General features: G+C 40.5%; 22 protein-coding genes. 18 read left to right on the top strand and 4 right to left on the bottom strand.

Translation table 11 applies throughout. The features are described 5' to 3' along the window. Positions 1–313 precede the first annotated feature (313 nt). From FS458_RS16925 to FS458_RS16905, 5 genes are all read left to right on the top strand, one after another. Positions 314–850, top strand: a complete 537-nt coding sequence (locus FS458_RS16925; RefSeq protein ID WP_260858725.1) for a PCYCGC domain-containing protein — start codon at positions 314–316, stop codon at positions 848–850. Positions 851–913: 63 nt separating this feature from the next. Further along, the gene (locus FS458_RS16920) at positions 914–1,657 is read left to right on the top strand and encodes an ABC transporter ATP-binding protein (protein WP_144702860.1); all 744 of its coding nucleotides are present in this window, start codon (positions 914–916) and stop codon (positions 1,655–1,657) included. Further along, entirely contained in the window at positions 1,654–2,871 is a 1,218-nt protein-coding gene (locus FS458_RS16915) for an ABC transporter permease (RefSeq protein ID WP_144702856.1), read from the top strand. Before FS458_RS16920 ends, FS458_RS16915 begins: the two co-directional genes overlap by 4 nt. A 92-nt stretch (positions 2,872–2,963) precedes the next feature. After that, the gene (locus tag FS458_RS16910; RefSeq protein WP_144702854.1) at positions 2,964–4,334 is read left to right on the top strand and encodes an FAD-binding oxidoreductase; all 1,371 of its coding nucleotides are present in this window, start codon (positions 2,964–2,966) and stop codon (positions 4,332–4,334) included. 70 nt (positions 4,335–4,404) lie between these two features. Continuing rightward, on the top strand, positions 4,405–5,178 hold the full coding sequence (locus FS458_RS16905; protein WP_313957531.1) for an EcsC family protein: 774 nt from the start codon (positions 4,405–4,407) through the stop codon (positions 5,176–5,178). A 27-nt stretch (positions 5,179–5,205) separates the two neighbouring features. On the opposite strand, the gene FS458_RS16900 is transcribed toward FS458_RS16905, so the two are convergent. Next, the gene (locus FS458_RS16900) at positions 5,206–5,637 is read right to left on the bottom strand and encodes a ferritin-like domain-containing protein (RefSeq protein ID WP_066391396.1); all 432 of its coding nucleotides are present in this window, start codon (positions 5,635–5,637) and stop codon (positions 5,206–5,208) included. 215 nt (positions 5,638–5,852) lie between these two features. Between FS458_RS16900 and FS458_RS16895 the strand changes: the two genes are divergently transcribed. Together FS458_RS16895 and FS458_RS16890 are read left to right on the top strand one after the other, a co-directional pair. Further along, a complete protein-coding gene (locus FS458_RS16895; protein WP_144703767.1) occupies positions 5,853–6,170 on the top strand; it encodes a DUF3243 domain-containing protein in 318 nt (105 codons plus the stop codon). 352 nt (positions 6,171–6,522) lie between these two features. Then, on the top strand, positions 6,523–7,230 hold the full coding sequence (locus FS458_RS16890; protein ID WP_144702853.1) for a phosphatase PAP2 family protein: 708 nt from the start codon (positions 6,523–6,525) through the stop codon (positions 7,228–7,230). Here FS458_RS16890 and FS458_RS16885 read toward each other — a convergent pair. Together FS458_RS16885 and FS458_RS16880 are read right to left on the bottom strand one after the other, a co-directional pair. Next, positions 7,208–8,122, bottom strand: coding sequence for a diacylglycerol/lipid kinase family protein (locus tag FS458_RS16885; protein ID WP_144702852.1), 915 nt, complete (start codon positions 8,120–8,122; stop codon positions 7,208–7,210). The genes FS458_RS16890 and FS458_RS16885 overlap by 23 nt on opposite strands. Next, positions 8,119–8,610, bottom strand: a complete 492-nt coding sequence (locus tag FS458_RS16880) for an antibiotic biosynthesis monooxygenase family protein (RefSeq protein ID WP_144702851.1) — start codon at positions 8,608–8,610, stop codon at positions 8,119–8,121. The genes FS458_RS16885 and FS458_RS16880 overlap by 4 nt, the downstream gene beginning before the upstream one ends. A gap of 156 nt (positions 8,611–8,766) precedes the next feature. Between FS458_RS16880 and FS458_RS16875 the strand changes: the two genes are divergently transcribed. The 9 genes from FS458_RS16875 (at position 8,767) to FS458_RS16835 (ending at position 22,026) form a co-directional block, all read left to right on the top strand. Further along, positions 8,767–10,995 (top strand): transglycosylase domain-containing protein, encoded by a 2,229-nt coding sequence (locus FS458_RS16875; protein WP_144702850.1) that lies wholly within the window; start codon positions 8,767–8,769, stop codon positions 10,993–10,995. A 443-nt stretch (positions 10,996–11,438) separates the two neighbouring features. After that, positions 11,439–12,467 (top strand): uroporphyrinogen decarboxylase, encoded by a 1,029-nt coding sequence (gene hemE, locus FS458_RS16870; protein ID WP_144703764.1) that lies wholly within the window; start codon positions 11,439–11,441, stop codon positions 12,465–12,467. A gap of 6 nt (positions 12,468–12,473) precedes the next feature. Then, on the top strand, positions 12,474–13,415 hold the full coding sequence (gene hemH / locus FS458_RS16865) for a ferrochelatase (protein ID WP_144702849.1): 942 nt from the start codon (positions 12,474–12,476) through the stop codon (positions 13,413–13,415). Positions 13,416–13,420: 5 nt separating this feature from the next. Next, a complete protein-coding gene (hemY, locus tag FS458_RS16860) occupies positions 13,421–14,827 on the top strand; it encodes a protoporphyrinogen oxidase (protein WP_144702848.1) in 1,407 nt (468 codons plus the stop codon). A gap of 151 nt (positions 14,828–14,978) precedes the next feature. Further along, positions 14,979–16,256 carry an ATP-binding protein gene (locus tag FS458_RS16855; RefSeq protein ID WP_144702845.1) on the top strand — a complete coding sequence of 426 codons (1,278 nt, stop codon included), beginning with the start codon at positions 14,979–14,981 and terminating at the stop codon, positions 16,254–16,256. Continuing rightward, positions 16,253–16,825 carry a TetR/AcrR family transcriptional regulator gene (locus FS458_RS16850; protein ID WP_144702842.1) on the top strand — a complete coding sequence of 191 codons (573 nt, stop codon included), beginning with the start codon at positions 16,253–16,255 and terminating at the stop codon, positions 16,823–16,825. The genes FS458_RS16855 and FS458_RS16850 overlap by 4 nt, the downstream gene beginning before the upstream one ends. Positions 16,826–16,979: 154 nt before the next feature. Continuing rightward, a complete protein-coding gene (locus FS458_RS16845) occupies positions 16,980–19,118 on the top strand; it encodes a YhgE/Pip family protein (protein WP_260858723.1) in 2,139 nt (712 codons plus the stop codon). A gap of 207 nt (positions 19,119–19,325) precedes the next feature. Next, positions 19,326–20,480, top strand: coding sequence for an ABC transporter ATP-binding protein (locus tag FS458_RS16840; protein WP_144702839.1), 1,155 nt, complete (start codon positions 19,326–19,328; stop codon positions 20,478–20,480). Then, positions 20,464–22,026, top strand: a complete 1,563-nt coding sequence (locus FS458_RS16835) for a glycine betaine ABC transporter substrate-binding protein (RefSeq protein ID WP_425589495.1) — start codon at positions 20,464–20,466, stop codon at positions 22,024–22,026. Before FS458_RS16840 ends, FS458_RS16835 begins: the two co-directional genes overlap by 17 nt. Positions 22,027–22,285: 259 nt before the next feature. On the opposite strand, the gene FS458_RS16830 is transcribed toward FS458_RS16835, so the two are convergent. Then, on the bottom strand, positions 22,286–23,008 hold the full coding sequence (locus FS458_RS16830) for an amino acid ABC transporter ATP-binding protein (protein ID WP_144702836.1): 723 nt from the start codon (positions 23,006–23,008) through the stop codon (positions 22,286–22,288). A 210-nt stretch (positions 23,009–23,218) separates the two neighbouring features. Between FS458_RS16830 and FS458_RS16825 the strand changes: the two genes are divergently transcribed. Next, entirely contained in the window at positions 23,219–24,205 is a 987-nt protein-coding gene (locus tag FS458_RS16825; RefSeq protein ID WP_144702834.1) for a LacI family DNA-binding transcriptional regulator, read from the top strand. Between the two features lie 54 nt (positions 24,206–24,259). Further along, complete coding sequence (locus FS458_RS16820) at positions 24,260–25,567, top strand: ABC transporter substrate-binding protein (RefSeq protein ID WP_144702831.1); 1,308 nt, start codon at positions 24,260–24,262, stop codon at positions 25,565–25,567. Positions 25,568–25,717: the final 150 nt, after the last annotated feature.

Below are 25,717 nucleotides of genomic sequence, written 5' to 3'. Positions count from 1 at the left end.
GAACCCTTCTTCTTATAGAGGTTAGAGAAGAAAGGAGAACACGAAAACAAAACAATACGATTTTTTAGCCATGCACCTCAATGTTAAGAATTTGTAATTGCTCAAGCACTAAATAGTCCAAGAGAACCATCTCCTTAAAGAAAAGCATATCTGAAAAAATCTAATACCTTGCATCTTTCTCCTTGAAGAAGGGGGGATACCTTCTTCTCTTATATCTTGTCCAGGAAGTCTTATAAGTTATACATATAAAATTGGTAAAGGAAACGTGAATTGAGCTATTATAAGGAAAGAATGACAAAAAGGAGGACTCTCCGTGAAAAAAAGACAACTTATTTTTACAATGACACTCGGTGTTAGTTTCCTCATCTCAGGGTGCGGGAATAAATCAGAAGATGAGCATAAAAATCACCAAGAGCAGTCAAGCGCTAAACAGGAAGCTTCTCATGAAGGACATGAGAATCATCTGCCGAACGGTGATATTCAAGAACTTACTGCTTCAATGGATGTATTGCCAGGATTTCTAGAAAAGCAACCTGATGAGATCGCTGCCATTTATGCGGAAGTTCCGAAATATAAAGAACTGCTAGAATCAATGCCTTGTTTTTGTGGCTGTGGTGAATCGGCAGGTCATAAAGACAATTATGATTGCTTTGTTTCAGAAAACAAAGAAGATGGAAAAATCGTATGGGATGATCATGGTACAAAGTGCGGTACATGTTTAGAGATCGCAGCGATCAGCATGAGTGCTTCTGCTGATGGAAAAACACCGGTGGAAATTAGAAACATGATCGATGAGAAATACAAAGAAGGATATGCAGAGCCAACTCCGACACCGATGCCTGCCTCATAAGGTGTAAAACGAGAAAAATGGCAAACAATAATGAAAATGCTGGATTGCAGAAGGAGGTACTATATGAAACTAATCCTTGAAGTTACAGATCTAACAGGAGGGTATCTTCCCAATCAGCCTGTTATTCATCACTTAGATTTCACGGTGAAAGAAAATGAGATAGTAGGCTTGATCGGATTGAATGGAGCCGGTAAAAGTACAACCATCAAGCATGTGTTAGGTCTCATGGAACCCATGTCAGGCACTTCTAAAATCGATGGACAGACGTTCAGGGAAGAACCAGAAAATTATCGAAGTCAATTTACTTACATACCTGAGATGCCGATTCTCTATGAAGAATTAACGTTATGGGAACATCTAGAGCTAACAGCAATGGCATATGGACTAGAAGAACAAACCTTTTTAACTCGTGTACGCCCATTACTAGAAGAGTTTCGAATGGATAATAAGATCAAGTGGTTTCCAAGTCAGTTCTCAAAAGGGATGAAGCAAAAAGTAATGATCCTTTGTGCACTATTGGTCGAACCTAAGCTATATATCGTGGATGAACCGTTCGTGGGTCTTGATCCATTAGGTATTCAATCATTTCTAGAATATATGGTTAAATTTAGAAACAACGGCGCTGGCGTACTGATGTCTACTCACATTTTGTCTACGGCAGAAAGATATTGCGATCGCTTTTTGATCATGCATGAAGGAAGGCTGGTCCTAAGCGGAACTTTAGAGGAACTACGCGTAAGAAGCGGGCTGGAGAATGCGACGTTAGATGAGATCTATCTCTATGTAGCAAGAGGTAAAGTCACATGATCGATGTAAAAAAATTATGGACAAAACGACGCAATGCACACGTTACCCAAACGCTTAAATATTTTAGTTTAATGGCAAACAGCGGACTTATTGTTTCCTTAATTTTGCTCATCGTGATCGGAAGTGTATATTATGCTAAGCTTCTGCAAGCACTTCCTGAAAATTTTCCGGCCGTTTTTATTTTAACGATCGTTTTTTCATTCTGGTTGACTAAAAGTCCAATCCGTACATTGTTAAAAGAAGGAGATCTCGTATTTTTACTTCCTGTAGAATCAGGAATGAAACAATATTTCTCAAAAGCAATCTCCTCTGCAACAGCTACTGGAGCTTTTTTAACTTTATTTATCTTTACGCTGTTATGGCCGATTGTTCAATTCTTTATCCATGATGGATGGAAGATGTATGTCACGTTTGGATTCTTTCTGATCGCAGCCAAAGTATTTAATATTTATGTATCATGGGAAGAAAGACGATTACCCTATAAGAGTCATCAAACGAACTATAAGATCATGAGGTTCATTGTAAACTTTGTATATGCCTATTTGCTCTTTAATGAAGCGTACATATTCTTAATCGCTATTTTTGCGATTATGTATGTCTTAAAGAATTTTGTTTTCGGGGTCTTTAAGAAACAGCATGGCTATCAGTGGGAAATGTTATTAGCCGAAGAACAGTCTTTAAAGATGAAAGGTTACCGATTCGTCAATTACTTTACAGATGTCCCGGCTTTAAAGCAGACCGTTCATAAGCGACCATGGTTAAACAGCTTAGCCAGTTTTTCTTTTAAAAAGAAGAATGCACTTTCTGCTCTATACATGAAGACATTTGTCCGTTCAGGCGATTACCTAGGCTTATATGTAAGACTGATCTTAATCGGCTTTCTGTTTATTTATTTAATTCCTGCAGGGTGGTGGCAGTTGATTGTCGTGTTCTTGTTCTTTCAAATGTTTGCGCTACAATTATTTACACTTTACACCCAGTATAGATGGAATGTTGTATTCATGATCTATCCGATCAAACAAGATACAAGAGTAAAAGCCTTTCAAAATTGGCTGAGATACTTGCTGATCATACAAGGGGGATTTTATGGCCTCTTTTATGGATTACTCTCAGGAGACTGGATGATCGCGATCCTAATGCCTGTGGGAGCAATTCTATACAGTATATTACGACTGCCTAGTATGACAAAAAAACACATTACGTTGACTTCCTAGCTCTTTCTTAGCTGGGAAGTTTTTTATATACAGATTTTCGGCATCTTTCATAGCTAATGCCTATAAGTTTTTATGGAAGGGAGCTGGGCCTCATGAATACTTATGGACTAACAGGGAGGATTGTAACACCAGGAAGTCCTGATTATGATCTAGCAAGAGAAGAGTTCAATACTCGTTTTAACTTATTTCCTTTGATTATCAATTTTTGTGAAACTGCTAAAGACGTTTCAAACGCAATACGTTGGGCAAGAAAGAAGAAGGTTAAGTTTCGGATTCGAACAGGAAGGCATAGTTATGAAGCTTATTCATCATTAGATGGAGGTTTAGTGATAGACATAAGCGAGTTGAATGAAGTAAGAGTGGACCGGAAATCAAAAACGGCCATACTTGGTGCTGGGGCATTGCTTTTTCCATTATATGAAAAATTGTATAAAGAAGGTTTCACGATTCCAGGAGGTACATGTCCATCAGTAGGACTTTCTGGTCTGACACTTGGTGGTGGATGGGGGATGTTAACCCGGCCTTATGGAATGCTGATCGACCAGCTTCTGGAGCTGGAGATGGTTGATGCAAATGGAAATATCATCATAGCAAATAAGCATGAGAACGCGGACTTATTCTGGGCATCAAGAGGCGGTGGTGGAGGGAACTTTGGTGTAGTCACATCATTTCGTTTTCAAATTGTTCCCGTAGATGATGTTGCCATCTTTAAAATTACATGGGACTTTAAAGGGTTTGAAAAAGTGGTGGATGCGTGGCAAAAATGGGCTCCTTATACAGACGTAAGATTGACAGCCATTATTGATCTCTTAACGAAAGACATTGGTGAGTTACGTGCATTAGGAGAATTTCTTGGCAGTACGGATGAGCTGGAAAAGTTGCTGGAGCCTCTTTTGATCGCCTTTCCACCAAAAGTAGTTGAAGTTAAGAAAGTACCTTATATTGAAGCGGTTAAGATATTTGGAGGAATGATGCCAGGGATGATGGAGTATGCTGTTAACCATGGTGATCCTGATGCGCATCCATTTAAGAATACAGGTGCGTTTGCGAAAAGGCAGCTACCGATTAGTGCGATAAAAAAACTCAAAGAATTCCTATCAAACTCACCTAGTATTGAGAACAAAGTGCAGCTGCAAGCTCTAGCTGGAAATGCTTCTTGTATAAGTCCAACTGAAACTGCTTATGTTCATAGAGAAGCATTGTTCAGTTTGTTATACATTACGAAATGGCAGAATGAGAGTGAGGCAAACATAAATACACGCTGGGTAGAAAGTCTAAGAAATTCTCTACTTCCTTATGCGGATGGAGCTTATGTGAATTTTCATGATAATTGTATTAAGGACTGGTTAGAACAATGTTACTTCGTGAACCTTCCTCGCTTAATTGAAGTGAAAACAAAATACGATCCAAAAAATGTGTTTACGTTCCCACTAGGAATTCCGACTGCAAATATGATTGTGTAGATCTCATAACGTGAGGGCGAAAATATTGAAACGAAAGACTAACAAAAATCGTATAGAAGAAGGGAGGTAGATGATGAACACTTATGAAGAACAAGTAGTAGAAGAGCTTAAAAAATGGGAAACGGAAATGTGTAAAAGGCCCTCACTATGGAATAAGACAACAAAATCTCTTCAAATAAAAATCAATGAAAAAATTCCGCAAAAAGTGCATGATGTTATGACATCAAGTATGAAACATATGATTAAAGCGACTCTGATCGGTTCTGAATATACGACTAAAAAAACGATTAAGTTTACTGCAGATCTACGAGAGCGGGATTTTAAATTTGAAGATCGGCTATCCTTCTATAAAAAAACAGCAGCAATTGAGGGAGCAGGAACAGGTGCTGGAGGCATTTTGCTAGGTATTGCAGATCTTCCATTATTGTTAGGAATAAAAATGAAATTTTTGTTCGAAGCAGCTAGTATTTATGGGTTGGATGTTAAAGACTACAAAGAGAGAATCTTTATTCTGCATGTATTTCGTCTAGCTTTTTCTGATCCGCACAAGCGAGAAGAGGCATATCAAAGGGTAATCTCATGGAAAGAGACCATTCAAGAATTTCCGGAGTCTCCTGAATCGATCAACCAAATGAATTGGCAAGAACTGCAGCAGGATTATCGGGATCATATCGATCTCATAAAGATGCTTCAGATGATCCCAGGATTGGGAGCAATTGTTGGGGCTTATGCCAATTATCATTTTCTTGATGATTTAGGTCATGTGGCAAAGAATTGTTTCCGATGGCGTTTGTTAACAGATGAAAAAAAGAAGCGGATTATACAAAACAAGCACCCGCAGTAATTTACGGGTGCTTGTAATATGTGTGATTTAGAATCGACTGTCGCTTAATAAACGGTCCATTTCCTCTTTGTGCTTCGTCTCATCAGCAATCATATCTTCTAACTGAACGACAAGCTCAGTCAATTTTAAGTTAGATGCTTGCTCTTTACGTTCTTCATAACGTCTGATCGTATCTTCCTCAGCGTTTCGAGCTTCTTCCAACATTTCACGAACACTCTCTACTTGTTTAACTGGTTTTGGTTGAGTAGTCGGTGTACCACCAAGTGTTTTAATCTTTTCTGCTAAATAAAGAGCATGACCTTGCTCATCAGCAATTTCACTTTGGAAGAAAGGTTTTAGAATCTGACGGTACAAACCAGAAACCGTAGCTGCATTATGGTTGTACATAATGATTGCTGAGTACTCGTTTGCAAGATCCTCATTTAGTCCATCGATTAGTGCTTGTAAGTCTTTTTCCATTTGTATAACCTCCTGAATCTTGTTCTACAGAGATATCCTTCCCCTTTTCCCTTTACCATAAACAAATTTATAGGAAAGACGTACTAAAAAAAACAGGAACTGCAGAATGAGGTTTAAGGATTGGGAAAATCGGTAAAAGACTACTATACGTGAAACAAATGTTGAACAAAAGTGATACAAAATCTAAGGAGGTAACAAAAATGGATAGCAGACACATGGTTGATGAAGAGCGTAACGTTGACACAAGTAAGGTAGAAGAAACAGCAAGCCGTATGAGCGAGAGCAAAAAAGACGAGATCTTATCAAACTTTGAAGAGTTTAAGAGCTACTTGCATGGGAAAGTGCAAATCGGTGAAAAATTGGGCATGAGCGAAGAAACACTTGCAAAAACTGCAGAGAAAGTAGCAGATTACTTAGCTAACCATGAGGAGCCTCGTAACTCAGAAGAGAATCTCTTAAAAGAACTATGGAAAGTTGGAGAGCAAGAAGAGCGTCATAAGCTTGCTCACATGTTAGTTAAGCTTGTTAAATAGAAAACGTTCTAAAGCTGCTCATCTTTGAGCGGCTTTTTTATTACACATACCGTTATTTGCCGTGTCGCATGGAGTACTGCTATCCAAACTAAAGCAGTGTCCGTTCAAAAATCTTGGAAAACAATAAAGTTTGCTAAAACGTCAATAAATACACCTCAATGACCGTTTACAAACGACTACAAAAAAACGACAATGTTTTAAAGTGGTTTATACAAAGAAAAAAGAGTGAAAACTTAGATTTAATAAGAGCTCATCTGTGTGAACTAATTTATAGAGAAGTGATTTAGAAACTTTTTATCAACAAGTAAGCTCGAAAATAAAATGAAAAAGAAATGATGTTGAGGAGAATTTTATGTTACGAGAACTAGCCAATAAACTACCTTTTCCAATCCTCCCACTTATTTATGTGATAAGTGGATTAGGTCTCTCGTTCTTATCGTTAAATATCTTTTTTGAGCTCTCAGAAGATTTGATGGAGAATGAGGTATTTGAGTTCGATCAAGTGATCATTCAATATGTAACGGATATCAGAAGTGACACGCTAACGGAAGTAATGAAAGTGATAACCTTTTTTGGGTCAAAAGATATTCTAACACTGTTGTTAGTAGGAAGTCTGATCTGGCTGATCGCAAAACGCAAGAACTATTGGGGTGCTATTTTCTATTTGATTGCAGTTGCAGGCGGAGGTCTTTTAAACCTTGGGTTGAAACATTGGTTTGGAAGAATACGACCTGAAGATAGTTTAATCGTAGAACAAGGTTTCAGTTATCCAAGTGGACATGCCATGGGCAGTCTTATCTATTATGGTTTTCTTGGTTACTTGGTCGTCAGAAGCAGAAGAGGAAAACCGCTTAAGATCATTCTCACGATTGCATTTATATCTACAATTCTTCTTATTGGTTTTAGCCGTGTTTATTTAGGCGTTCATTATCCATCTGACATAGCAGCTGGATTTAGTGCTGGAACGGTTTGGCTACTGCTTTGTATAGCTGGACGTGAATCGATCAGAGCTTATCAAAAAAGGAAGCTTCCTTTTTTTAGAAGGAAGCATCCCCAGTAAGTGTGAGTAGTTGATTTTGCAAACATTTAATAACGGCAGGTGTACGATGCTGACGCTCTCCATCACAGTCAATAAGCTGTTGGGGAGCTGTTTTTATGCTGATCTCTGAACTTTGAAAATAATGGTACCCTTGTCCTTCTTTTGAAGTATCGGATAATCGATTCAGAAGAACGTCCCATATAAACGATGTGGAAGGTTCTTCGATCAGCAAGCAATCGAGCTTTCCGTCTTGTATATCTGTATCAGGAAAAAATGGCCGTATCCCGCCGGTAAAAGGACCGTTTACAGCAAGAAACATGGCAGCCTGTCCATCAAATTGAAACTCTTCGGATGAAATAGATATCTCAAATGGCTCCCAAGTTTGAAAGGATTTTGCCGCTGATAAGTAATAGGAAAGGCGACCAAACTTCTCTTTCGTATCGGGGTCAATTGACTCTGAAACATGTGTGATCAATCCAACACCCCAGAAGTTTGTAAAGAAATGTCCGTTAAACTCTCCAACGTCAATATGGCTAAAATTCTTTTCACTGAGTTGTAATGCGGCTTTGATTGGATTTTGATTCATGCCTAACGCTCTTGAAAAGTCATTGCACGTTCCACCTGGTAAGATTCCGAAAGCTGGTTGATTTTCTTCAATCGACAATACCGCTTCTGCAATTTCATGTACCGTACCATCACCGCCAGCGGCAATAATCAAATCGGTCTTACCTTCCAGCTCTTTAACAAAGGAAGCTCCTTCCCCAGGAGCGGTCGTCTTATACACTTGAACGTCTTCAAAGCCAACTTTTAGCTGCTCTAGCACGGCATCCCACTGATTCAGTAATCTGCCTTGGCCGGCAGAAGGATTTAATATGACAGATGCACTTTTTATTGTTGATGGATTTCTAGTCATTTTGCAACCATGTATTCTTTTACAAATGATTTTCCAGTAAAAAGTGTTTCTGGAAGTGCTTTTGATGTGCCTCTATTCTTATGAGCTTCCTCATAAGCTTTGGATTGTTGCCAATTCGTAAAGTCAGTATGTGAATCCCAAAGTGTCATTACGATATAAGGATCTTGGTGAAGAGGTCGTAGTATTCTAATGCCAGTAAAGCCTGGTTCGCTTTCAACCAGCCCGGCACGATTTTGGAAACGTTCTTCAAAAAGAGACCTTCCTTCTTCAGATACCGGGATGTGGTTCATAACAACAAAACCAGCACCAGTTAAGGATCCTCTTTGGTTTATCACTTCATACTCATGTTTTTCTGTAAATGGGTTCTCTCCATCTGTTTCAATTACGAGAGCAGAATTAGAGTCGCCTTCTAGTAGGAGAGCTCCATCGTATTTTTCCTGATATGTTGCTAAATAGTCTAAAGTCCCATAAGTAATATATATGTTCATAGGAATCCCTGCCCTTTTTATTGATTTACCTTTGTTTTACCCAACCGTTCAGCACATTAAACAGTGTAAGAAGTTGGTTACTTGTAATATACTTTCCAACTAAGGGAAAATTATATAAAATGTACTTTTCGACCTAGAATGAAATGAGGGTTGGTTATGGTAAAGAGAAGTCTTATCGTACTCGGAATTTTAACGGGTTCACTTATAATAGGTTTTTTTGCCTATCTCTTCATTATCTTGGCGGGAGATTATGTGATCGATGAAAAAGATCTTGTAATGGATTCAGCTACTGTCCTTGTGGCCGAGAACGGAGATAAAATTACGAAGATCTATGATGAAAATCGAGAGATCGTAGACATTGAGGACATCCCAAAACATGTGCAGGAAGCATTTGTTGCAGTTGAAGACAGCCGTTTCTATAAACACAATGGAATTGATGTAAAAGCGATCTCGCGTGCTATCTATAAAGATATTCTAGCTGGTGGAAAAGTCGAAGGCGGCAGTACGATTACTCAGCAGCTAGCAAAGAATGTTTTTTTGTCCCATGAGAAATCATGGCTAAGAAAAACAAAAGAAGCTGTAATTGCGATCAATCTGGAAAGAAGATACCCGAAAGATAAGATTTTGGAGATGTATTTGAACCAAATCTATTTCGGCCATGGCGCATACGGCATCCAACTCGCTGCAAAAACGTATTTCAATAAGGATGCCAGCGAATTAACTGTAGCAGAGGGTGCGATGCTTGCCGGACTTCCGAAAGTACCAAACTATTATTCGCCATTAAAGAATCCTAAGGAAGCGAAAGAGCGGCGTGATCTCGTTCTGACACTCATGGAGAAACAAGATTATCTGACACCTTCTGAAACCGTCAGGGCGCAAGGGAAAACGATTGCTTTAGATTTTCAGCAAGAAAAACGAAATCCGGCTTATACAACCTATATTGATATGGTTATAAAAGAAGCAAAAGAAAAGTATCAACTTTCAAGAGAAGAGCTGCGACAAGGTGGTTATAAAATTGTCGTTCCAATGGATCTTGCTGCACAAGATTCTGTGTATAAGAGCTTTCAAGACGGTCGTTATTTTATAGGGACGGGTCAGGAAAAACCCGAAGGCGCTATGGTGCTGATGGATGGAAAAACGGGTGGTCTGCTCGCTGTTCAAGGCGGACGAAATTATGTGACAGAGGGACTTAATCGCGTACAGGTGAATCGTCAGCCAGGTTCAACTTTTAAGCCTTTATCCGTGTATGGTCCTGCCCTTGAGTCTGAAAAATACAAACCCTATTCGATGCTGCGTGACGAAGAATTAAGCTACGACGGTTATGAACCTAAGAATTATAACGGCAGATACGATGGTGAAGTTTCCATGGTGGATGCCATTTCTCACTCTGTAAATTCTTCGGCAGTATGGCTGTTGAACAAGAACGGAATACCTGATTCTAAAAGTTATCTTGAACAGCTTGGCATGCCGATTGAGGATAAAGGACTCGGAATTGCACTCGGCGGCATCGATCAAGGTGTAACCCCGTTGCAAATGGTAAAAGGATACCGCAGTTTCCTTCATGAGGGTAAAACGATCGAGCCTTTCGTGATCAGCAAGATCTATAACAATGAAGGAGAACTGATCGGCAAAGCAAAAAAGGAAGAAAAGAAAGTTTGGAAAAAACAGAATGCATGGTACATGACGCGTATGCTTCAGCAAGTCGTGAAGAACGGAACTGGATCTGATGGAAAAGAGAACATGGAGATCGCCGGGAAGACGGGTACAACGAATTATCCGAACGTAGATAAAGGAAACAAAGACACATGGTTTGTCGGATATACGCCAGAAATAGTCGGTGCAGTCTGGGTTGGCTATGATCGAACGACCAAGGAAGCATACCTTAATAGCGGTAGTTCTCTACCTACTCTCTTATTTAAACAAGTGATTAACGAGATGCCGTCTCAACAAGGACTATCGTTCAAAAAACCTGACGGGGTAAAAGACTTGCCACCGCCAATCGAGCTTATTGATCTAAACGATCTGCGTGCTTCATTTGGTATGGGGGACTATGGAATTCCTTCCGTTCAACTGAATTGGACTCCGTCAAAAGACGAGCGCCTGCAATACAAGGTTTACGCGGTAAATGAAGGAGAAACGACTCTACTAGATACGATAAAAGGCAAAGGGGAGTATAGTGCTTCTGGCAAGAATCTCTTCACGCTGCCAGACTTTTATGTTGTTCCGTATAATTCTCTTACAAAACAAGAAGGAGAGCCGTCGAATGTGGTGTCCATCTCTCTTTTCCCGAGTTTTGGTGAGGAAGATAAAAAAGAAGTAAGAGATAAGATTCGTAAAGATCGTGAAAATGAGAAGAAAAAGAAAAAGAAGAAAAATGAGGAATGAGTGGTAGTGGAAGATGGCCAAGGAGGCCGTCTTCCTTTTTGATGAGAGTTTGGAAGTTGGAAGTAGAGCGAGGGAATCGAACTGTATCGGCAAGCCTATATTTTTCATTTTAGACTTAATTGTGGCGTGTTACCGCTTAATGGTTGCTCATTTCGACTTAATTGATGCCACTTTTGACTTAATCGATGTGCTCGAAGACGAAATCCATCATTTACTTATCTCATAGGGTTTAAGCAGCATGCGCCTGTAAAGGCTTTCAACACCCAAAGAACATCCATTTTGCCAAAATCATGACAATTAAGCTTATCTTCTATACTTTTATTATGAATTCCCTTACAATGTGTATGGATATTGACGTTAAAGGTTTTAAGTTTCAGCAGCTAGGAGATAACAATAGTGCTGCAGCTTTTGGTCTTGTATAGAAAGGTGTGTACGTTTTGACTATGAATGAAGAGTTTTTGAAAGCGTGTCGTAAGGAGAAGAATTCACATATTCCTGTATGGTACATGAGACAGGCGGGCCGTTCCCAGCCAGAGTACCGTAAACTGAAAGAGAAGTATTCACTATTTGAAATCACACATAGACCAGAGATGTGCGCTGGCGTTACGAAACTCCCTGTAGATCAACATGGAGTGGATGCTGCGATTCTTTATAAAGACATTATGTCTCCAGTTCCAGCGATTGGAGTAGACGTAGAGATTAAATCGGGAATCGGACCAGTGATCGATAAGCCTGTACGAACGCGCGAAGATGTTGAGCGCTTAGGGACGATTAATCCTGAGAAAGACGTACCGTATGTTTTGGATACGATTAAAATTTTAAGACAGCAGTTAGAAGTGCCGCTTATTACGTTTGCTGGTGCTCCATTTACCCTTGCGAGCTATATGGTTGAAGGTGGGCCATCTCGTGATTATCATAAAACTAAGCAGCTGATGTACTCTGATCCTGAAAGCTGGTTCATGCTGATGGACAAGCTAGGCGATATGACGATCGCTTATGCAAAAGCACAGATTGCAGCTGGCGCTCAAGCGTTTCAGATTTTTGATTCATGGGTCGGCGCGTTAAATGCAGCTGATTACAGAAAATACATTCAGCCTGTGATGTACAAGATCTTCTCATCACTACGAGAAGAAAATATTCCTTTGATTCTTTACGGAACAGGTGCAAGACACTTAATCATGGAATGGAACGAGCTTCCGATCGATGTGATCGGACTTGATTGGAGATTGTCCCCAAGAGAAGCTCGTCAGATGGGTGTTACGAAGGCTCTTCAAGGAAACTTAGATCCTTCCATTCTATTGGCGCCATGGGAAGTAATCGAAGCACGTACGAAAGAAATTTTGGATGAAGGTATGGAAGAACCAGGCTTTATCTTCAATGTCGGAAAAGGTATTTTCCCTGAAGTAAACATTGCAACATTAAAGCAGTTGACCACCTTTGTTCATGAATATACGTCTAAAAAACTAGGGTGATAAAAAGTGAGTAACAAGAAAACAGGTCTATTAATCATGGCGTACGGAACGCCAAGAAGTCTTGATGAAGTAGAAAGCTATTACACACATATAAGACGAGGACGTAAGCCTTCTCCTGAACAGCTGCAAGAACTTACAGAACGCTACGAACAGATCGGTGGAATCTCGCCACTTGCTAAGATTACAGAAGAGCAAGCGCAAAAAATTGAAGCAGAGATGAATGAGCGTTATCCCGATCGTGAGTTTAAAAGCTATCTTGGTTTGAAGCATATCGATCCTTTCATTGAAGATGCTGTGCAGCAGATGAAGGAAGATGGAATTGAAGAAGCAGTAACGCTTGTTCTTGCTCCTCATTATTCAACGTTCAGCGTTAAATCATACAACGGACGTGCTGTGGAAGAGTCTGCAAAAATCGGTGGACCATCCTTTACGACGATCGACAGCTGGTATGATGAGCCGAAGTATGTACAATTTTGGGCGGACGGCATTAAACAAACGTTTAACTCTATTCCAGAGAACGAACACGACAAAACCGTTGTAATCTTCTCCGCACACAGTCTGCCAGAAAAGATTCTACAAATGGGAGATCCTTATCCGGCGCAGCTTCAGGAAACAGCTGATTTGATCGCAAAAGAGGTGAATGTCCCTCATTACACGATTGGATGGCAGAGTGCTGGTAATACACCTGAACCGTGGATCGGACCAGATGTGCAAGATTTAACTAAAGATCTTTATAACGAGCATGGCTACAAGCATTTTATCTATTGTCCGGTTGGTTTTGTTGCCGATCATCTAGAAGTTTTATATGACAACGATTATGAGTGTAAAGTGGTCACAGATGAGTTGGGCGTGAATTATTATCGTCCTGAGATGCCTAACGCAAAGCCGGAATTTATAGACTGTTTGGCAACGGTCATTGAAAACGCACTAGCAAAAGAAAGAATGTGAAAGAAATGAACGAGCGAAAGCACGTTATTATATTGGGCGGCGGCATAACAGGTTTAGCCGCTGCCTTTTATGTTCAGAAATATGGTAAGGAAACGGGCAAGCCGATAACCTTCACAGTGATCGAAGCAAGCAACCGTCTTGGCGGCAAGATTGATACGATTAAAGAAGATGGTTTTGTGCTAGAGCGTGGCCCTGATTCCTATCTTGCCAGAAAAACAGTAATGACAGAACTTATTAAAGATGTTGGTCTAGGCGACGATTTAGTTTCTAATGAAACGGGTCAGGCTTATATTTTGCATAATATGAGGCTTCACCCTATTCCTGAAGGAGCTGTGATGGGAATCCCGACAAAAGTGATGCCGTTTGCGACAACACCTCTTTTCTCTGTAACGGGAAAGGCAAGAGCAGGGTTAGACCTTATTCTTCCTAAACGAAAAGATGCGCAACAAGATATTTCTGTCGGTCATTTTTTTAGAAGACGTCTTGGTGATGAAGTAGTTGATCGGCTGATCGAACCTTTGTTATCAGGCATATATGCCGGAAGGATCGATCGGCTTAGCCTGCAATCTACGTTTCCACAGTTTGTAGAAACGGAAAAGAAATATCGAAGTTTAATCTTAGGCATGAAAAAGACGCAGCCTAAACAAGATAAGACACCGATCACGAAGAAGAAAAAAGGTGCTTTCTTAACACTCAAAGGCGGGCTGTCCTCTTTCATTGAAACTCTTTCGAAAGCAGTGCCAGAAGAGAGTATAAAGACAGGGGTTTCCGTTAAAGCTGTCGAGCGGTCTGAAGACGGAATATATTCTGTGGTGATGGAAGATGGTTCGGTTATGAAAGGTGATCATGTAATTGTCACAACACCTTATCATGTTACGAAAAAACTTCTTGGTGAATCTCTGTTTCCTGCTGGTTTTCACGACACGAAGCCAACTTCAGTAGCAACTGTTGCAATGAGTTTTAATGAAGAAGACGTGAACTTCAGTCTTGATGGAACAGGTTTTGTTATTGCTAAAAGTGAAAAAACATCCATCACCGCTTGTACATGGACGAGCAGAAAATGGCCGCATACGACTCCGAAAGGAAAAGTGGTTCTTCGTTGTTATGTAGGACGAGCAGAAGACCAGAATATCGTTCAACAACCAGATGAAGTTATTTTGGAAAAAGTATTAGATGATTTGAAGAAAATTATGGGTGTTGATTCTCGTCCAGAATTCTATCATGTTTCTCGTATGATTGATTCAATGCCGCAATATGAAGTCGGACATAAAGAGTATGTCAAAAAGCTCAGAACTGTGTTTCAACATGAGCTGCCTGGCATAAGATTAGCAGGAGCTCCATATGATGGTGTAGGATTGCCAGATTGTGTGAATTCAGCGAAAATGGCTGTGGATTCTTTGTTCCGTTCGTAATGAATGAGACATGAAATCACTCAAACTTATATAAAAAATAATAAATATGTTAAGAATTAAACGGCAAATGGATATGTTTGTCGTTTTTTATATTTTCTTGTAGAATGTTTCTGCTATACTGTAGGGAGAAAAAAGGAAGGGGGAAGCTGTTGTGCAAGCATTTATCGAGCCGTTATTTGTAAATATTGCAATCATATTTTCGTTTACTCATCTATTGAACATGTTCTTCCCCCTTCATCCCGGTGTCATTCCGAGTTATAAGAACCAAGTTGTCTTTGGTCTGATCAGTGGTGCGGGTGCACTAGTCTGTATGCTGTTTCCTATTGAAACGCTGAAGGATTCTTTTTTTGATCTTCGAAATGTTCCAATCATGATTGTCACATTGTATGTAGGCTGGCTACCGGGAGCGATCTGTTCGATAATTGTTGCGATCGCTAGGTTAGCCGTAGGTGGAGAATTAGCGTGGCTGGGTATCGTCTTAATCTCACTAGCATATGTGGTATGTCTGATCTATCATGGATTCTTTGATGAAGATAAACGCAGATGGGTTTCTGCTATCTATATTGCTTTGGTCTATACACTTTTTTATATGTTGTTCATTCATACATATCTTGATTTTCTGACAATCGATTTTTATCTCGTCTATTTCTCGAGCTTCTTGATCGCATTCTTTTCTTGTATATTCTTAATCGAGAGACTCGTTAAGATCAACATGCAGTTAAAGGAAACCGTTTACTTAGATAAACTGGCAGTTGCAGGACAGATGGCAGCGGCAATCGCGCATGAAGTGAGAAACCCGATGACGACTATTCGTGGAATGATTCAGTTTCTCGGCAGCACGACTACAGATGCAAAATTGAGGGAGCATTCCCCACTCTTAATTGAAGAACTAGATCGAACGAACAAAATCATCACAGACTATTTGTCTATGGTTAAGCCTGATGTTCCTAAGCTTGAGACCGTTTCACTAGAAAAAGTATTAAGAGATGTTATCGCGCTTACTGCCCCTTATGGAGCGATTAATAATGTGGAGGTTACCGCAAGTCCATTAGGATCTTACAATGTGTGCATTGATGAACCAAAACTTAAGCAAGGTTTAATAAATATTATCAAAAACGGAATAGAAGCGATTGAAGAGGGAGGTACGATCCATCTGTATCGCTATAAAGTTACAAAAAGAAGTATTACAATCGCGATTGAAGACAATGGTAAAGGTATGACAGAAGAGGAGCTAGAACAGATCGGGCTACCTTTTTATACAACAAAAGCAAAAGGCACGGGTCTAGGTATGATGGTAACCTATAAACTGATTCAAGATATGGACGGCAAACTTCGGTATGAGAGCGTGCTTCATGAAGGTACAAGAGTCCTTTTAACCTTGCAGTTATGTACGAAACGAAATATTGTTAATGGTGAGGAGGTGGGATGATGGACCGCAGAAAAAGTATTCTAGACGCAGCAGAGCGCTCTTTTTCTATGTTTGGCTATAAGGCGAGTACAGTAGATCAAATCGCTAAGATCGCAAACGTTGGAAAAGGAACGATCTATACTTTTTTCGCAAACAAAGAAGAATTATTTTCTGAGATTATCACAAACTTAGTAACAGAGACAAAATTAGCGGCATCTTCTGCAATAAAAGAAGATCGGCCGTTTTACGAGAACTTGCATAATGCACTGTATGAAGTTGTAGAACTTCGTAAAACGCATAAGTTAGCTGTTAAACTTTCTCAAGAAGTGAAAGAGCTAAATACTTCGCCTGTAACTGAGGCTTTGCAGAGAATCGAAAAAGCGGTATTAAGTTTTGTTCAAAAAGAGCTGGATAAAGCGGTAGAAAAAGGCGAGATTAAAGAATGTCACACAGATATTGTGGCGTTTATGATGGTAAAGGTATATATCGCTCTTATTTTTGATTGGGAACGTGATCACGAAGCTCTTCAGAAAGAAAAGATGCTTGAGGTTTTGGAGATGTTTGTAATGGATGGTTTAAGGAAACCATAGTATTGCAGAAGCAAGAAAAACGTGTTACATTAAGTTGTGACCAAATTTCTATTTCGGTCATTTTCGAAAAAGCGGACTGTAAGAGTCTCTTTTTTTACCGTTAAATGACCAAATGACTAAAACAGTCATTCAGTATCAGGAGGAGTGAACAACTGTGCTAAAAAGTATCGGAGCTCAATTTAAAGCAGTTTTTTCTAACAGAAAAATTGCAGTACCGGTCCTAGCAGTTCTATTTATACCTGTGTTATACAGCGGAATGTTTCTATGGGCGTTCTGGGATCCGTATGACAAGATGGAAGATCTGCCAGTGGCCGTAGTCAATCAAGATGAAGGTTATGAATATAACGGTGAGAACTTAACCGTGGGAGATGAGTTTGTAAAAAAACTCAAAGAAAATCCACAGTTTGAGTGGGAATTTGTTAGTGAAGCAAAAGCAAAGCAAGGCTTGGAACATAACGATTATTATATGATGATCGAGATTCCGGAGAACTTTTCTGAAGAGGCAACTGCTCTATCAGGAAACTCAAACAAAAAGCCTGAGATCATTTATACACCGAACGCTGGCTTTAACTTTCTAGCTGCACAAATTGGCGGAACAGCCGTAGATAAAATGAAAGAAAGTTTGTCTAACGAACTTACAAAAACTTACGCTGAAGTGATGTTCGATCAAGTCGAGCAATTGGCTGGCGGGTTAGAGAAAGCAGCAGATGGGTCAAATCAAGTTACAGATGGATTAAAAAAAGCAGCTTCTGGCAGTGGTGAGCTAGCTTCTGGAATGGAAGCAAAAACACCACAGATCAACGAACTAAAAGATGGAGCAGTCCTGTTTAATTCAAAAATGACTGAGTTCGATAATGGAATTGATAAATTACTTGCTGCTCATAAACAACTAGCAGACGGACAAGGTCAATTAAGTAATGGAGCACAAGCTCTAAAAGGTGGACTGAGCCAAGCGACAGCTGGTTCAGAAAAAATTAAGAACGGCAGCTTAGCTCTTCAAGGCGGGGCATCTAAATTATCGACAGGTGCAAGTACGCTTGCAGGCTCTGTAAACGAATGGAACGCTGGTGCACAAAAGGCAACCGCAGGTTCAAAACAATTAGAACAACAAATCAATGCACTGATTCAAAACCAAGGAAACATGTCAGATGAGCAGATGGCAGCATCTTTAAAACAGCTTGCAGCAGCTAGTAATGGCATAAATAACGGATTGGATAGTTTAACTGCAGCAACAGGTAAGATCGCTGGCGGAGCGAATGAACTTTCTGCCGGAGCTAAAAAGCTTAGTGATTCACAAACAGCTTTAGCAAATGGAGCAGAAGAACTTCATAACGGTCAGCTTAAACTTGTTGGCGGAGTCGATCAGCTCGCGAGCGGTCAGGCAAAAGTAAACGAAGGTACGCAAACGTTCCAATCTAAATTAGGCGAAGCGGCTAATGGCAGTCAGCAACTGTTAGGGGCGAGTAACAAGTTAGCAGATGGAACTTCCACTGTTGCAACAGGCTGGCAAGAGGTTACAGGGCACGTGAAAGAAATTCATAATGGTGAACAAAAGCTGCTTGATGGAAGCGGGAAACTATCTTCTTCATTAAGTGATGCTGCGGACAAAACAGGTGAACTTGATCCAGACAGTGACATGTTTGAACGCATTGCAAACCCTGTTTCAGTTAAAACAAAAAGCTTTTCTGACGTTCCGAACTACGGAACAGGCTTTGCTCCTTACTTCTTATCATTAGGTCTTTTCGTAGGAGCATTGTTGATGTCGATCGTATTCCCATTACGTGATAAAGCTGGACACCCGCGTTCAGGCTTCAGCTGGTTTGCTGGTAAGTTCACGTTCTTAGCTGTTGTCGGTGTTGTTCAAGCACTTATTGCGGATGCAGTATTGATATATGGTCTAGGAATCGAAGTGAGTAACTTAGGAGCGTTCCTCGGACTTAGTATTATCACGAGTCTTACATTCTTAGCTCTCGTTCAGTTACTTGTTACAGTGCTTGGAGATCCAGGACGATTTGTAGCGATTATTATCTTAATCCTACAGCTTACAACGAGTGCGGGAACATTCCCATTAGAACTTATTCCGAACGGACTGCAAGGATTCAATGCTTGGCTTCCTATGACATATTCGGTTTCAGGATTTAAAGCGGTAATCTCAAGCGGAGATATGGAAAGCTTTAGCTTTAATCTATGGATTCTAGTAGGTTTCATGGCGATCTGTATGATCGGTACATGGGCTTACTTTGCCAGTCAGTTTAGAAAAAAGAATAGCGAAGATGAAGGTTCAATAGCATAACTAGAACGCACCTGAGGGGACAACATCCTTTCAGGTGTTTTTTATAGTTTTGTAAAGGGAAAAGCCGGTCTATCTGCAGCAATTGCAACAATGTAAACAAAAAACTTTTAGAAAAGAAGTTTTCAAGCAAGCAAGCAAGGGAAACATAAGTTATGGACATTCTAATGGATGCAGCTTATTTTAAGTAAAAAAAGGAGAGAACCGAACTTGATAACTTTCAAAAACGTAGGGAAAACGTACCCTGACGGTTTTGAGGCCTTGAAGAATATTGACTTTCAAATTAAAGAAGGGGAGTTAGTAGCATTAATCGGGCCTAGTGGTTGTGGTAAGACAACGACCATGAGAATGATAAACCGTTTGATCGAGCCATCAAAAGGAACGATCCTCATTGATGGAGAAGATATTGCAAACCGAAACCCCGTTGAGCTGAGAAGGAATATTGGATATGTTATTCAACAAATTGGTCTATTGCCTCATATGACGATAGAAGACAACATTTCACTCGTACCTCGTTTAAAAGGGTGGGAAAAAGAGAAGTATGATGGCAAAGTTGATGAATTGCTAGATTTAGTTGGATTAGATCCTAAAACATTCAGAACGCGATATCCTTCTGAGCTAAGCGGTGGTCAACAGCAGCGTATTGGTGTTATTCGAGCTCTTGCTGCAGAACCTCCTATCATCTTAATGGACGAACCATTCTCTGCACTTGATCCGATCAGCCGTGAACAGCTGCAAGATGAACTCGTTAAATTGCAAGATACCATTAAGAAAACAATTGTATTCGTTACCCATGATATGGATGAAGCCATTAAGATCGCTGACAAGATCGCGATTTTGAATAAGGGAGAAATCGTTCAGTTCGATACACCAGAACGAATTCTGCGTCATCCAGCAAACGATTTTGTTAAAGGGTTTATTGGTGAGAACCGATTGTCTGCTGATGAATCGTCCATGCCAGAAGCGGTAGATCTTATGAGACCAAATCCAGTTACGGCAAAAGTAACGAGAGGACTTGCCGAGTCATTAAAAATGATGAAGAGATATGGAGTAGACAGTCTCTTGATCACAGATCAGCAAAACAAGCTTCTAGGAATCACCACACTTGATAAAATCGAACAGCATTATCCTGAAGAAGACAAGACCATCGGTGATCTGATGGAAAAAGAGATCATTACGGTCGATGTTTCCTCAACGTACACGGAGGTTGCAGAAATCTTCGCAACCCATGGTGTTCATATGATCCCTGTGCTCGATAACGGAAAATTAGTTGGATTGATCACACGTGCATCCATGATGCGCGGTTTAGCTGGGTTAAATATTTCCGCACAAAAACCTGTTGAAGGGGGTGCGGGCATTGAATAACTTTTTGATCACGATGAAAGATACGTTTGTGAACAGATGGCCTGAAATTCTTACAGGACTTCAGCAGCATTTATTTTTATCTCTTGTATCGATTTTGATCGCAGCAGTGATTGCGGTTCCTCTAGGAATCTTTATCTCAAGAAGAAAAACGGTTGCTGAACCTGTTATTGGGGTTACAGCCATTTTCCAAACGATACCGAGTTTGGCTTTATTCGGATTCTTACTGCCTGTATTCGGAATCGGAAGTACAACAGCAATCATCGCACTTACTGTTTATGCACTTTTGCCTATCCTACGCAACACATACACAGGAATTACAGGGGTAGATAAATCGGCTGTTGAAGCTGGTAAAGGTATGGGTATGACAAATACTCAAATCTTACGAATGATCGAACTGCCGTTAGCTCTGCCGATCATCATGGCTGGTCTGCGTACTGCTACGGTATTAACGATTGGTGTAGCTACACTTGCGGCATTTATTGGAGCAGGTGGATTAGGTGATCTTATCTATCGTGGATTATCTACTACTCGTAATGAGCTTGTTTTAGCAGGTGCGATTCCCGCTGCATTACTTGCCATCGTATTTGATTTTATTCTGCGACGCATTGAGTTAGCTACTGAACCTAAAGCATCAAAGAAACGTGGTTCATGGAAACTGCCTGTCCTTATTGGGTTACCGATCGCTGCACTCGTTCTTTTCTTTGCACTGCGTGGTGGCGGTGAAGAGGATGCGATTGTAATCACAGGTAAGAAGTGGACAGAGCAATACATCCTCCCTTATGTGATTTCTGAGTATGTCAAAGACAAAACGGATTATCCTGTAGTCGTTAAAGAAGCGATTGGTGAGACGCCTATTCTTACGGAAGCGATCAAGAAAGGCGATATCGATCTTTATGTTGAATACACAGGAACAGGCTATCTAACCATTTTAAAAGAAAAATATGATCCGAGTATGAAGCCTGAAGAAATTTATGATGCAGTAAAAGAAGGCTATGCGAAAGACTATAATCTGAAGTGGACAAAGCCACTCGGTTTTGAAAACACATATGCGCTAGCGTTAAATCCTGATACGGCGAAACAAGTGAATGTGAAGTCGATTTCAGAACTTGCACCGAAGTCGAACCAGCTTACTTTCGGTGGTCCGACAGAGTTCTTTGAACGTGAGGACGGCTATACGCCATTTGTGGATACGTACAAACTTAACTTTAAGGATAAGAAGAGTCTCGATCCGAACTTGATGTACTCTGCTGTAAAAGAAGGTAAGGTGGACGCGATTCCAGCTTATACAACAGATGGAAGAATCGTTCGTTTTAATTTAAAGACGCTGGAAGATGATAAGAAATTCTTCCCACCTTATTATGCAGTACCTGTTGTTAGGGAAGATACGTTGAAGGAGTATCCGAAGCTTGAAGGTGTTCTCAATGAGCTTGAAGGGAAGATCTCAGAAAAAGATATGGCAGAAATGAATGCGAAAGTGGACCTTGATAAAGAAGATCCGCGTGAAGTAGCTCAAGAATTTCTGAAAAGCAAAGGATTGATCAAATAAAGTAACAAACTGGACTCTTTATAGAGTCCAGTTTTTTTGTTTGTGGGTGGTTTATGAGGGGGGAGCAGGTCAATTAAGTCGTAAAGCTAACTAATTAAGCCGAAACTGTATCCTATTAAGTCAAAACAGCAGCGAATTAAGTCTAAATTAAGACCAATTAAGTCTAAAATCAAAAATAAAGGCCATTCGACATTTACACACACCATAGAAAGCAAAATAAAAAGCCGGTCCCTTCAAATCAGGGAACCGACTACCATCACTATAAAACTTTACTTAAAAACGACTTCGTACGTTCATGCTGCGTGTTTCCGAACAATTCAGATGGAACATTCTCTTCAACGATGTAGCCGCCATCCATAAAGATCACACGGTCACCAACTTCTCGCGCAAACCCCATCTCATGCGTAACGACTACCATTGTCATCCCTTCACGCGCAAGATCTTTCATTACTTCCAAAACCTCACCGACCATCTCTGGGTCGAGTGCTGAGGTAGGTTCATCAAAGAGCATGATCTTAGGGTCCATCGCGAGTGCACGTGCGATAGCAACACGCTGCTTCTGACCACCGCTAAGCTGTGAAGGATAGGCGTTTGATTTATCTTGCAAGCCTACTTTTGCGAGTAATTTTAATGCTTTATCACGAGCTTCCTCTTTATTGGCGCTTTTCACTTTAAGTGGAGCAAGTGTTACGTTTTCTAAGACGGTTTTATGAGGGAAAAGGTTAAACTGTTGAAAAACCATTCCGACATCTTCCCGGATTTTATTGATATTCGTTTTCGGATCTGTGATATCCGTCCCGTTCACGATGACTTGGCCACCAGTTATATCTTCAAGTTTATTGATACAGCGGAGAAATGTACTTTTTCCTGAGCCAGAAGGGCCGATCACGCAAACTACTTCTTGTGCTTTTATTTCTGCATTGATATCCTTCAATACCTCAAGATCACCAAAGGACTTTTTTAAATTTTTTACTGTAATCATGGTCCGGCTCCTTTCACGTTAAAAACAAAATCGTGTATGTATTTTATCATAAGTTCGTTTGAATCGTTGTATTTCCTGCTTCCGATGAAATCTTTAATTACAAAACTTTCTGAAAAAAAGGATTGACCTGTGAATATTTCGTGAACTATACTCTGATTATGAAAACGATTTCATGAATTCGATTCCACAATTGTTTAAGAGGAGAATCTGATGGCAACCATTCAAGATGTGGCGAAGAAAGCAGGATTATCCCGCACAACTGTCTCTAGGGTGATCAATGAACATCCGTATGTGACAGAAGAGAAAAAACGTCTCGTAACACAGGCGATGCAAGAACTGAATTATGTGCCCAATTCATCAGCAAGACGATTGAGGCGACAGCAGACAGAAACGATCGCTGTCTATGTGCCTCGGATCACGAATCCATTTTTCAGTCATCTAGTTGAAGTGATGGAGAAGGAAGCCGCGAGAAAAGGCTATCAGCTGATTTTGTGCCAGACCCGTTATAAGAAAGAGCAAGAGCGGAATTTTTTAGAGCTTTTAAAAACAAAGCAAGTAGATGGTCTGATCTTAACATCCATAGAAAACGATTGGAGTGAGTTTGAACCATACTTATCGTTCGGCCCCATCGTTGTTTGTAACGAATACTCAGACTCTGCTCAAGTACCTTCCGTCTACTTAAACCAGATAGAAGGAAGCTATCTAGGAACGAAGCACTTGATCGATCAAGGATATACAAAGATCGGGTATTGCACTGGCAACCACAAAAGCTCCAGAGTTTCTAAAGACAGAAAGATCGGATTCTTACAAGCGCTAGATGAAGCAGGAATCATGATGAAGGAAGAATGGTTCTTTTACAACGCTTATAGTGTGCAAGACGGCTTTGCTGCATTTAAAAAATTGAGTGAGCTGGATGATAAGCCGCAAGCGGTTTTTACCGGTAGTGATGAAGTGGCAGCAGGTATCGCAAAAGCGGCGTTTGACGCTGGCTGGAAAGTACCAGAGGATCTTGCTATCATCGGCTTTGATAATCAGCCTCTGGCAGCATTAATGGATCTGACGACGGTCGAACAGCCGATCGACACTATTGCTAAGCAAGCCATGAATTTGATGGTAGAAGCTATTCAGGCAAAGAAACCTTTAAGTCGAAAAGAAGTAATCCTGCCATTTCAGTTGATCAAACGATCCTCAACGTAACTTTATGTGGTGAAATGTAATCGTTTACAAAACAGGAGATTAGGGGGAAACACAATGAAGAAGCTTAAGAAAATCTCAAAAGTGATTTCTACTTCACTAGCGTTGTCACTTGTACTTGCAGCTTGTTCGGACAAAGAAGAAGGAAGCAGCAACAGTAACAATTCCGCCGGTGATAAAGACGAAAAAGTAACGATCGTCTATGCACGTGGTAAGGATGATACACAAGGTACAACAGCAATGGTGGAAGCTTTTGAAAAGAAATACCCTAACATTGATGTGAAATTTAAAGAGATGCCTGCTGATACGGGCAAACAGCATGACGCTTATGTGACAGCGTTCAACGCTAACTCAGATGAGATCGACGTTATCGATCTAGACGTAATCTGGCCGGCAGAATTTGCACAAGCAGGATTCTTGATGCCTTTAGACCGTTTTATGGAAAAAGACGGTATTAACCCAGATGATTATAACCAAGGTGCGATCACGGCATCTAAATTTAAAGGAAAGCAATGGGCTCTTCCTAAGTTTATTGATGCAGGAATGCTTTTCTATCGCACAGACTTAGTTGATGCAGGTTCTGTTCCAAAGACGTGGGATGAGCTTTTAGCGAAAGCGAAGGAAACGAAGGGGCAAGGTGGAACACAGTTTGGTTACTTAATGCAAGCGAAGCAATACGAAGGTCTTGTATGTAACGCGGTTGAATTTATCGCATCATACGGTGGTCAGATCATCGACGAAAATGGTGATGTTAAAGTTGACTCTCCAGAAGCGATCAAAGGAATTGCTAAGCTTGTAGAAGTTGCAAACTCTGATGTTGTTCCGCAAAACGTTACAACGTTTGCCGAGCCAGAGTCACATACAGCATTCATCAACGGACAAGCAGGTCTGATTCGTAACTGGCCATATCAATTCGCATTAGCAAATGATGAGAAGCAATCTAAGATCGCAGGTAAAGTTGGAGTAGCTCCACTTCCAGCAGGTGATGCAGGTTCTGCAGCAGCACTTGGCGGCTGGATGGCTGGTATCAACAAAAACACAAAACACCCTGAAGAAGCTTGGAAATTCTTAAGCTTTATGGCTGGTAAAGAAGGACAAAAGATCGACGCGATCAAAGGTGGACACGCGCCAACGATTCTTTCTCTTTATGAAGACCAAGAAATTTTAGATGCAAACCCATACTTTAAAGAAGAAGGTTTTGTAAACGCACTTGAAGCAGCAGTATCTCGCCCAGTAGCACCGAACTACCCTGAGATCTCTGACATCATTCAAGTACAAGTTTCTCAAGCAGTAGCGAAAAAGATCACACCAGAACAAGCAGCTAAAAACATGCAAAAAGAAATCTCTGCAAAACTAGTAAAGTAAGAAACGTAAATGGATAAGGGGTATGCCTTTCTCTTAGAGAGGCTCCCCTTACTTTTATAATTGGTATCGATTCCACACACAAAGAGTGAAATGGATGGACGTAACAGCGCCCGTCCGTCGATTGCATTCGAATAGTAAGGAGCTGAAACG

Origin of the sequence: Fictibacillus phosphorivorans (genome assembly GCF_007673525.1) — a bacterium.
GTDB lineage: Bacteria > Bacillota > Bacilli > Bacillales > Fictibacillaceae > Fictibacillus > Fictibacillus phosphorivorans_C.
The sequence above is the reverse complement of the archived record's forward strand: the minus strand, read 5'-3'. Positions and strand labels throughout refer to the sequence as shown.